At 40.1% G+C, this 9,861-nt stretch carries 8 protein-coding genes; 4 read left to right on the top strand and 4 right to left on the bottom strand.

From position 1 onward, the window contains the following. Window positions 1–42 precede the first annotated feature (42 nt). The 3 genes from WSC_RS0108040 to WSC_RS24035 are packed head-to-tail and all read left to right on the top strand — an operon-like array spanning window position 43 to window position 2,319. Window positions 43–648 (top strand): XTP/dITP diphosphatase, encoded by a 606-nt coding sequence (locus tag WSC_RS0108040; protein WP_016955409.1) that lies wholly within the window; start codon window positions 43–45, stop codon window positions 646–648. Then, a complete protein-coding gene (gene hemW / locus WSC_RS0108045) occupies window positions 648–1,787 on the top strand; it encodes a radical SAM family heme chaperone HemW (protein ID WP_016955410.1) in 1,140 nt (379 codons plus the stop codon). The genes WSC_RS0108040 and hemW overlap by 1 nt, the downstream gene beginning before the upstream one ends. Then, the gene (locus WSC_RS24035) at window positions 1,777–2,319 is read left to right on the top strand and encodes a Cif family virulence factor (RefSeq protein ID WP_157447231.1); all 543 of its coding nucleotides are present in this window, start codon (window positions 1,777–1,779) and stop codon (window positions 2,317–2,319) included. The genes hemW and WSC_RS24035 overlap by 11 nt, the downstream gene beginning before the upstream one ends. A gap of 5 nt (window positions 2,320–2,324) precedes the next feature. Here the strand turns inward: WSC_RS24035 and WSC_RS0108055 are convergent, their stop codons facing one another. The 3 genes from WSC_RS0108055 to WSC_RS0108065 are packed head-to-tail and all read right to left on the bottom strand — an operon-like array spanning window position 2,325 to window position 4,958. Beyond that, the gene (locus WSC_RS0108055) at window positions 2,325–2,597 is read right to left on the bottom strand and encodes a hypothetical protein (RefSeq protein WP_016955412.1); all 273 of its coding nucleotides are present in this window, start codon (window positions 2,595–2,597) and stop codon (window positions 2,325–2,327) included. Between the two features lie 51 nt (window positions 2,598–2,648). Then, entirely contained in the window at window positions 2,649–3,179 is a 531-nt protein-coding gene (locus WSC_RS0108060) for an Lcl C-terminal domain-containing protein (RefSeq protein WP_016955413.1), read from the bottom strand. Between the two features lie 6 nt (window positions 3,180–3,185). Continuing rightward, window positions 3,186–4,958, bottom strand: coding sequence for an Lcl C-terminal domain-containing protein (locus WSC_RS0108065; RefSeq protein WP_016955414.1), 1,773 nt, complete (start codon window positions 4,956–4,958; stop codon window positions 3,186–3,188). 412 nt (window positions 4,959–5,370) lie between these two features. Between WSC_RS0108065 and WSC_RS0108070 the strand changes: the two genes are divergently transcribed. Further along, on the top strand, window positions 5,371–7,878 hold the full coding sequence (locus WSC_RS0108070; RefSeq protein ID WP_016955415.1) for a GGDEF/EAL domain-containing response regulator: 2,508 nt from the start codon (window positions 5,371–5,373) through the stop codon (window positions 7,876–7,878). 71 nt (window positions 7,879–7,949) lie between these two features. Here WSC_RS0108070 and WSC_RS0108075 read toward each other — a convergent pair whose 3' ends face one another. After that, on the bottom strand, window positions 7,950–9,665 hold the full coding sequence (locus WSC_RS0108075) for a bifunctional protein-serine/threonine kinase/phosphatase (RefSeq protein WP_016955416.1): 1,716 nt from the start codon (window positions 9,663–9,665) through the stop codon (window positions 7,950–7,952). Between the last annotated feature and the right edge of the window lie 196 nt (window positions 9,666–9,861).

Raw genomic sequence — 9,861 nt, forward strand, 5'->3', positions numbered from 1 at the left:
GCTATTGCCAACCTTTCCCTTTCCAACAAAAATCATCAAATTATGTCTAGCACTAAACAAATCGTTCTTGCCACAGGCAATCCAGGCAAAGTGGCCGAATTCAACCAGATGTTTAATCAATTCGGTATCGAATTTCAAGCGCAAAAAGAATTTAATGTACCTGAAGCGGCAGAAACAGGTTTAACTTTTATCGAAAACGCCATTTTGAAAGCGCGTAATGCCGCCAAACATACAGGTTTACCAGCCATTGCCGATGATTCAGGCATTGAAGTAGATTATTTACAAGGTGCGCCCGGTATTTATTCTGCTCGTTATGCGGGTGTTGGGGCAAGTGATAAAGACAACCTTAACAAATTATTAGCTGAGCTAGCTGGTGTACCACAAGCGCAAAGAACCGCGCGCTTTCAATGTGTACTTGTGTATATGCGCCACGCAGACGACCCAACCCCAATTGTTTGCCAAGGCAGCTGGCAAGGTGTGATCACCGAACAAGCAAGTGGTGCAAACGGTTTTGGCTACGATCCAATTTTTTATGTGCCTGAACGCAACTGCACTTCAGCAGAACTAAATAAACAAGATAAAAACCAAATCAGCCACAGAGCTAAAGCACTAGCACAATTGGTTAAACAAATGGAGCAGTTGATTTAATGCAACTGCCGCCGCTTAGCTTATATATTCATATTCCTTGGTGCATCCAAAAATGTCCCTATTGTGATTTTAATTCGCATGCACTCAAGCAAAAAATTGACGAACAAGCGTATGTTAAAGCACTGCTCAATGACTTAGATAGCCAGTTGCGCTATGTGCAAAACCGCCCTATCCACAGCATATTTTTTGGTGGCGGTACACCAAGTATTATGAGTGCAGCGGCAATTGAGCAAATTTTGCAAGGAGTAAAAACTCGTCTTACCTTGTCTAATGATTGTGAAATAACTCTAGAAGCTAACCCAGGCACATTAGATAACCAAAAGTTTATTGGCTTTAAACAAGCTGGAGTTAACCGTTTTTCGATTGGTGTGCAAAGTTTTCAAGCGGATAAACTCACTACTTTAGGCAGAGTGCACAACCCAGAACAAGCAATTCAAGCAGCTGAGCTTGCTAGTAGTATTGGTTTAAATAGTTTTAATCTAGATTTAATGCATGGTTTACCAGAGCAAAATGTTGAAAACGCTTTGTACGATTTAGAGCAAGCAATTGCCTGTAAACCACAACATATCTCTTGGTATCAACTGACCATAGAGCCAAATACTTTGTTTGCCTCTAAACCACCTGTTTTACCTGATGATGATGTTTTGTGGGATATTCAGGAGCAAGGCCAAGCTCTTCTCGCCAAACACGGCTATCAACAATATGAAATTAGTGCTTACGCCAAAGAAGGTTTTCAAAGCAAACACAATTTAAACTACTGGCGTTTTGGTGACTACCTAGCCATAGGTTGTGGTGCACATGGCAAAATCACTTTGCCAGAGCAAAATAAAATATTAAGATTCGAAAAAATTAAACATCCGAGTGGCTACCTTAGTGCCATCGACTACACCTATAAACATAGGTTTGTTGACATGGATGAACGGATATTCGAATACTTTATGAATCGCTTACGTTTGTTTGAAGCCACGCCCAAACAACAATTTGTCGATTACACTGGCCTTGAACTCAGTCAAGTTGCAAGCATGTTTAACCAAGCAAAACAGCTGCAGTTAATAGATGAAACCTTAGATACTTGGCAAATAACCAGCAAAGGACATAGATACTTAAATGAATTATTGGAACTGTTTATTGAAGACTAAACTGCTTGTAGCACTATGTAGCTCTTTATTTATCTCGGCTTGCCAGATAACAGATAATAAAAATGCTAAATCATCAGCCGATACAAATAAGGTTAATACCAAAGAGGTTATCTCTCAATATATGACAGCCTATGCACTGCATGAAGATTTCGACTATTTTATGAGTTTTTACGCAGAAAATGCCCAATTAGAAGACGTTATTCGCGGCAAAAAAGTCAAAGGCAAACTGCAAATTCGTGAACTGTTTAACTGGCACGATCCAAAATTATCTTTAGGTAACTCAGTTAGCGCAGTGGTCGTCGAACAAATAAAAGTGTTCGAAAACAGCGCAGTTGTAACCGGCTTTTTTATGCCTTTTGTTTACGATGGTTTGAAGTTTGGCCCTTGGAAGATGACGATGCTGTTAACTTTAAATGAAAATGGCAAGATTATTGAGCAAACCGATTGGATAAACTACACACCTAAAGTGTTGTTTAGCAATGATCCAGATTCAAATCTGACCATAAGTGTACCCAAATATTTGCTCAAATAGCTAGATTATTTTTTCCGGTTGCTTTTGTGTGCCCAAACTAACTGGATGACCAATACAGCAATCAATACAGTAATAATTGTGAGTACTGTCACTGAGCCGTCTGCAACACCAATGAATGGTAAAATAAATGCAACTAACAAAGGCAACAGAGCGACACTGACAACAATCAACCAAGATAACACAGACATCTTTTTAGGCCTGTGACTTTTGTTGTCGTCTTCATTAACCATATAGCCCCCTGCGGTTGCAAAACTAGACTCTAGTTCGTTTTCCTTCATTACTACCTCTAATTGTATACTATACCCAAGTTAGTGGGATATTTAAATTTATTACTCAGTGACCTTGCGAACAAAACGAACAAAATTAAAATTACTTTTGTCTTTTTGTGCATTTGAGCCTTCTTTAAAATGAACAGTCCAAACTAAATTATCAGTGAATGTATTAAATACTGGAGAACTCGTCCAATAGACTTCATTTTTAGTCGACGGAAACAAGCTTTGCTGTGTGGCTGGTTCCGCACAACTGCGCTCGATAATTTGCATCAGTTCTTTAATATTAGGTAAGCGCCAATCATCATAACCCGCAACATTCGTTTGCTCTGACGCTTGTAGTGCTTGTTGCCAGTTGACGGTTTTAGCGACTCCGTCGCAGCGCGCAGCACTTGCCTGCCAAGTTTCACCATAATTACACATTTGCCACATTAAACCTGTTGCAGCTTCTGTGACCAAACCGTTTTCACTATCCACAACGTAAGCTGTGGCATCAACTGTGGTTGCAACCTCATCACTACAAAACGCATAGGCTGAATTACTCATCAAGGCAAGTGATGCCGGCATAAAATATTTAACAAATTTCAGCATGATTACCTACCTAACTAATAAGATATGTGCTGTGCTAGATTTCAAAATAGCTCTTTCATCACCCGTGGATAAATTAACAACCCAAGCGGATAAAGCTTCTGGACTGCTACTGTCTGCAACACCAAAAATAGCCGACAAGCTTGTCCAATAGGGCGTAGCGGTTTTTGCATGATTAGCCCACAATTGTGTGTTATCACCACCCAGCGCCATTTTGTCTTCGGTCTGGCCATAGTTCAGAATAGACACCAACTCATTGACTGTAGGTAAACGCCAGTCATGACCACCACACATGCCCGCACTATTCACTGCTGTGATATATTCTTGGCTATTACAATTGGTTAGAGTCGAATCAACAAAACAACTGGTCGCAGTCGACGTTTCTGCACCTTCATTACCACCATTTAAATCACCATCATTAAACCAGGTAAAAGTATGGGTATGCGCGCGTAAACCTGTGGTGGTTTTAATTTCCCAAATCAAACCTGTTACATTATCGCGAATGCAACTTGGTGTACCTGAGAATATTTCTTCACCATCGGCATCTAATAAAGAAAAATCAAATCCGAGTTCCCCTGTACCTGTTTTTTGTAAACCCGTACTAAGTTCCGCTGGATCACGACCATATTGTGCATCTTGCCGCGGGTAACTGGTCAATCCACAATTCACTTCATTGGTTGTGCCATCAGCACAAGTTGTTATACCAGTATCATTTAAACCGTCAAAAGCAGATATGGGCAGCACAGTCACACGTACGAAATCAGAATTGCGCCTGTTTGTCACTGTATTAGTCACGACAACTTGGAACTCGAACACAGTACTTACGTCAACATCTGGTGCATCAAACTGCACTATCGGGTTTTGGCTAGCAGTTAACGTAATAGGTTGCTCACCATCCACCTGCTTCCAATTATATTGAGTATTACCGGTAGAGGCAGTTGAAGCGGCTAAAGTAACTTGTTGTCCTTCATAAACAACTTGGTTATTACCGGCATTGACCACTGGCGCAGACTCAGCTGCCGATAAAATTTCAAGGTCAATCGACTTGGTTTGCACACCACCTGTGGTGTCTATAATCTCCAAAGTAAAACGCAAAGTGACACTTTGACTTGATGCGTTAACAAACTGACCATCCGCCACAGCAGCGGCAACAGGTGAAGCATCATCTGACAATGGAAAAGTTACTAAAATGCCGTCAACCGGCAAATTCTCTAATGCAATACCGGATAATTGTTCAACCATAAGTTTGGCACTTGCGACGTTTTCACCATCTTCGGCATCCACCCAAGAAGCAACAAAATTAAAACCTTGGCCTGAATCGACCACTTTGTCTGCGTCGTCTAAAGTTAAATTAATTATGGGCAAAGTATTAACTGGTCTTAACGTGATGATAATTTGATCTGATGCTGCATTACCTGCGGCATCATTGACTGTCAAAGACAACAGAATTTCGGTAAATGTATTAAGCTCCTCTGGAATTTCGAATTGTACGGACGCAGTATCTGTCGCTGAAAGTGATTCTTCAGCAAAAATAGCGGGTTGCGTACGCCAAGTATAGACAAATGGACCATTATCTCCTTTGACTACACTATTAATGCCAAAAGGTTCAGTGCCAATCGCAACTTCAAAATCACTGCCTATATCTACAGTTAAAGCTTGTTCACTGTTACCATCATTGTCGTCGTTTGTCCCCAGAGAGCCAGAGCAGCCAATTACAACCAGCACCAGCAAGCAACTAGATGCCAGTTGTAAGGCTTTTAACAGCGTATTTACTCTATACATAATTGACCTATTACTCTGTAATGCGCCTGCAAAGTCAAAATAATGACGTTTATCGACGTAATTGCAAAAAATATTTAGATATTAACCAACAAGGCAAAGACTGTACCAACTAACGAGTATTTTTTGATTCGTTTAATCTTTTATACAAATTTACAAATTAACCAATATTCAGCTAAATTAATCTTCAGCTAGGGCAGAAATGTGTCGCCCCTAGAATATTTTTTTGCTAATCTGGCGAATAAATTTGCTATTTCTAGCTAGATGGAGCGGGGATATATGACTTTTTGTCATATACTCATTTGATAATCTTTGTAGGTCAGTGGAGTAAGTGAGTGGTTTTCAGTTACCGACAAATTGGATTAAAGTTCTCGCGAAACATGAAAAAAGATAATAAATCAGGAAGAGCAATATAATGAAGTTGCTACTTGTTAATAGCAATCCTGCAAAATGCAGAGAAATCCAGCAAACTATCGAATTAGCAGGCACATTTGACGTTGTTTGTGCAACAAGTGGAACTGAAGCAATTCAGTGCTTACGCCGCCAAACAATCCACGCATTAGTTTCCGATGTAGACATTGATGGCCTAGATGGTTGGCGTTTATCGCGTATGGTGCGCTCAGGGATTTTCCGTTGTGCTGCAGATATTCCAATTATAGTGTTGGCTGCCACTTGGTGTGAACATATTGCAGAAACAACGGCAAGAGAATTTGGCATCAATAAATTACTGCCTTACGACGAAGTTTCGCAAGTAAACCATGCCTTAACACAAGCGCTAGCAGGGTCACGTACTACCTCTGACAAAGTATCCATGCTAGTTATCGAAGACAACGAATCCATCCAAGAAATCGTTGAGCGCATACTGCAACATAGATTTGACGTCACTATTGCTGAAACAGGTGAGCGTGGCATAGAGTTGTGGGATCGCAATAACTACGACATCGTTTTACTTGATGTAATGCTGCCGGGTTTATCTGGTGAAAAAGTGCTGGATTATATCATGGCAAAAAATCCATCACAGGCCGTGATCATAATGACAGCTCATGGAACCATAGATATGGCTGAAGCCATGATAATTCAAGGTGCGGCAGACTTTATCACTAAACCTTTCCGAGCTGAACAACTTAGACGAGTCTGTGAAATCGCTTCACGCCGTGAAGACTTCATGATTAGTAATCGTCAATTCGCGGACAAAGTTAAAGAACTTCGCGAACGTGAAAAAGCTTATCGAGAAATTTCCAACGCCCATCAACAATTACTCGACAATATGACCACAGTGGTCATTGAGATAAGTCATAAAGGTGAAATTAACTTCTTAAATCGAGCTTGGAGCGAATTGACAGGACATACTGTAGACTCAACGTTAAATCAGCCCTTTATAGAATATGTATGTCCCAAATTTGAAGCTGACGAAGGTGTTGTAGAAGACACTTTAACAGATATTTTTTCTGGCAAAGTTCAATACTGCACGCTGGAATTTAAACTTAAACACCAAGATGCGATTGATATTTGGGTTGAAGGTAGATTTTCTGCAACTCAAGACGATGAAGAAAACTGGCTCGTCACAGCGACAATTGACGATATAACCAAACGTAAAAAAGCTGAGTTTAAATTAGAACATTTGGCGCTACACGATACACTGACCAATTTACACAACCGCTATTACTTTGACAATGAATTGAATCGATTGAGCGTATTAGCCTCTAAAAATGAAGGTCCTCACGCCCTGCTCTACATTGACTTAGATCACTTTAAAGTAATTAACGACTCTCAAGGCCATCATCAAGGTGATATGGTATTAAAAGAGGTCGCCAATGCAATTAAGTCAAAAATACGTAGGTCAGATTTATTATGCAGAATTGGCGGGGATGAATTTGCTTTATTGTTATCTCATTCAAGCATGTTAGATGCCCATGAATTAGCAGAACAAATTTGTGACACGGTTAAATCGGGTCACTACCAATTTGAAGGTCAAGTATATAAATTAAGCTGCAGTATTGGTGTGGCGAGCATCAATGGCAGTGCTAAAGATGGCCATGAATACCTAAAACAAGCAGACATAGCGTTATACGTCGCGAAACGCCGTGGTCGCGATCTGGTCCATGTATTTTCCGAAAACGATCAAGATAGTGAAAATTTACGTGACACAATTGAATGGATCCACCAATTGCAACAAGCAATTATTAATGATCAAATTGTGCTGCATTTCCAACCTGTGATCCAATGTACAACAGGTAAAGTTGCCTACTATGAAGCTTTGGTTCGCTTAAACATTGATAACAAGCTGATATATCCTGGCAGCTTCATTCCTGCATTAGAACGCGCAGACGATATAAAACTACTTGATCATCAAGTGGTCGGTAAAGCGATCAAATATTTAGCTGATTATCCACAAATTCCGCGTATGGCGATTAACCTGTCAGCTCACGCGTTTAGCGACGAAAAGTTAACACCCTTAATTGAACAGAAAATTCGTCAATACAGAGTTAATCCAAAACGGATTATTTTTGAATTAACCGAAAGTGCCAGCTTAACCAATTTAGCAGGTACAGTTCGTATGATTGAAAGATTGACACAAATTGGCTGTGATTTCTCAATTGATGATTTTGGTACTGGTTTTAGCACCTTTACCTATCTAAAACAATTACCTGCTAACAGTGTAAAAATAGATGGTTCGTTCGTTAAAGATATGACAACAGATCCGATTGATTTAGCACTAGTACGTGCAATTCATGATATCGCTAAATCCTTACATAAAGTATCAGTCGCCGAGTTTGTTGAAGATCAAGAAACCTTAGACCTGCTTGTAGAATTGGGTATAGACTACGCTCAGGGTTACCATATAGCCAAACCAGCTGCAATTGAGACCTTTATTGACCGCGCTGAGCCAATTGATACAAGTAGACTGATTTCCCCTGTTTAGTCGGCAAGTTTGACCCAAGCTAAAAACTCAAATTTTTAGCTTGGTAAAACGACCAGTCGCAATCAACAAACTTACTTAAACGCCCAATAGACAGTTAATAAATTTGTTAGCACTAAAATCGCACAGCTCAACTGCCAAAATTTAACCGGATCACGTTCAACTAGCGGCCTAGCTTCATGTTTATACATTAAATTTTGGTTTGGCGTAGTAATATCAGCCAAAAATTCTGAAAAAGCTTGATGGCGATACGCAGGGTTTGGTGAAGTTGCTTTTTCTAAAGCCACATCTAGCCACTTGGGCACATCGGGTCGGTTAATACGGGCGCTTTTATACAGCCAATATTGGTAACTATCTGGAATATTGTTACGCAAATTACCAATTTCAAACGGCAAATGACCTACATACATTTCATAAAACATCACTGCAATCGAATATAAATCAGCTTGAAACGTGCCCTTTTCACCCATTAAATATTCTGGTGCAATATAATCCACAGAGCCAACCGGACAGGTTTCTTGAATAGGATTTTTAATATCTTCTAAACCTTCAACCGACACTGTGCCAAAATCAATTACTTTTATTTGACCGAATTTATCAATGATGACATTTTCTGGCTTTAGGTCTCTGTGCACCATGCCATTGCGCTGGAAATAACGCATAGCATGCACAACTTCTGTGATAATTTTACGTACTTCATCAATATGCGGTTTAGGGTTATCTGCAATCCATTGGCGTAAATTTTGTCCACCTAAGTATTCACACAAATGGTACATAAATGGACTATTTTCTGGCCTTGCATGAATACGCATCACGTTTCTATGGTTCAGCCTAGTCCCTATCCATTCTTCTCGTAAAAACCCATCCAAGTACTCAGGTTCTTCCCTAAAACTATGTGATGGCATTTTAAGGGCATATTGTTTTTTATTTTTGTCTTCAACTAGGTACACGTGACTACGCGTACCTGAAAATAAAACCCGTCGTACCGTGAAACCATCAATACTTTGCCCAACTTCCAACACAGGCGGAATAACCAATTTGCTTAGGCGTCTATGCGCTTCTTCAACGTCTTCATGCGGCAACTCTTCAACCCGCATTATCGTACAAGTAACATTGTCGTCACTGCCGTTCTCTAATGCCAGCGCAACCAAATTTTCAGCACATTTATTCACATCTGGTTCAGCAGCTAGTTGAGATTTAATATCATCCATAGAGACAAAATTGTGCACGCCATCGGTCGTTAACACAAAACAGTCACCTACTTTTAAATCGTCAACTGTTTGATAATCTACTTCTAAGTGGCTATCTATGCCCATTGCGCGAGTTAAGAAATTTTCAGAGCGGGTGCCGTGCACATGATCACGAGTCAAGCAGGTAAGATCACCATCATGCAGTCGGTGAATTCGGCTATCACCAACATGAAATAAATGCGCAGTGCACGATTTAATCACTATGGTTGATAAGGTACAGACCAAACCATCTTTGCCGGTTTTTTTATTGTTTTCGTTGTATAACCAAGAATTTAATGCAGTCAAAATACGAGCTGCTGACTTATTAACATTCCAAGTATCCGGTGTTGCGTAATAGTCACTAATAAATTGAGTTACCGATAATTGTGCAGCTTCTTGTGAGCGTGCGCTGCTACTGATACCATCGGCGATTGCAAGTACAACCCCTTTAAATTCTAATGCCTGACCTTTTGGCGTTTGTGCTGCAAATGCATCTTGATTAACAGGTTTAACCCCAGCTCTGCTATCACCACCAATAGCGACTCTTAGTTGCGCTTTCATTAGCTAGTCTCAATAAATTATTTTAATTGTTTAGTCGAGATTACTTATTAAATAGAGCTAAATCAATGTAAATTGCGAGTATCAGAGCCATCACAGACAGTTCAATTCAAGGCGAATCATTGCAGGAATGTAGGCACCTTGCAAAATGATACAACACAGAAGTGGGCTGTCTGTGAGGCTCCTGAAAGGCTGGGCT

It is taken from the genome of Catenovulum agarivorans YM01 (assembly GCF_000281085.1).
Taxonomy (GTDB): domain Bacteria; phylum Pseudomonadota; class Gammaproteobacteria; order Enterobacterales; family Alteromonadaceae; genus Catenovulum; species Catenovulum agarivorans.

What these genes read in the sequence shown, in the direction of transcription:
- WSC_RS0108040 (WP_016955409.1), top strand. Translation starts at nt 43, where the DNA reads ATGTCTAGCACTAAACAAATCGTTCTTGCCACAGGCAATCCAGGCAAA.
- hemW (WP_016955410.1), top strand. Translation starts at nt 648, where the DNA reads ATGCAACTGCCGCCGCTTAGCTTATATATTCATATTCCTTGGTGCATC.
- WSC_RS0108055 (WP_016955412.1), bottom strand. Translation starts at nt 2,597, where the DNA reads ATGAAGGAAAACGAACTAGAGTCTAGTTTTGCAACCGCAGGGGGCTAT.
- WSC_RS0108060 (WP_016955413.1), bottom strand. Translation starts at nt 3,179, where the DNA reads ATGCTGAAATTTGTTAAATATTTTATGCCGGCATCACTTGCCTTGATG.
- WSC_RS0108065 (WP_016955414.1), bottom strand. Translation starts at nt 4,958, where the DNA reads ATGTATAGAGTAAATACGCTGTTAAAAGCCTTACAACTGGCATCTAGT.
- WSC_RS0108070 (WP_016955415.1), top strand. Translation starts at nt 5,371, where the DNA reads ATGAAGTTGCTACTTGTTAATAGCAATCCTGCAAAATGCAGAGAAATC.
- WSC_RS0108075 (WP_016955416.1), bottom strand. Translation starts at nt 9,665, where the DNA reads ATGAAAGCGCAACTAAGAGTCGCTATTGGTGGTGATAGCAGAGCTGGG.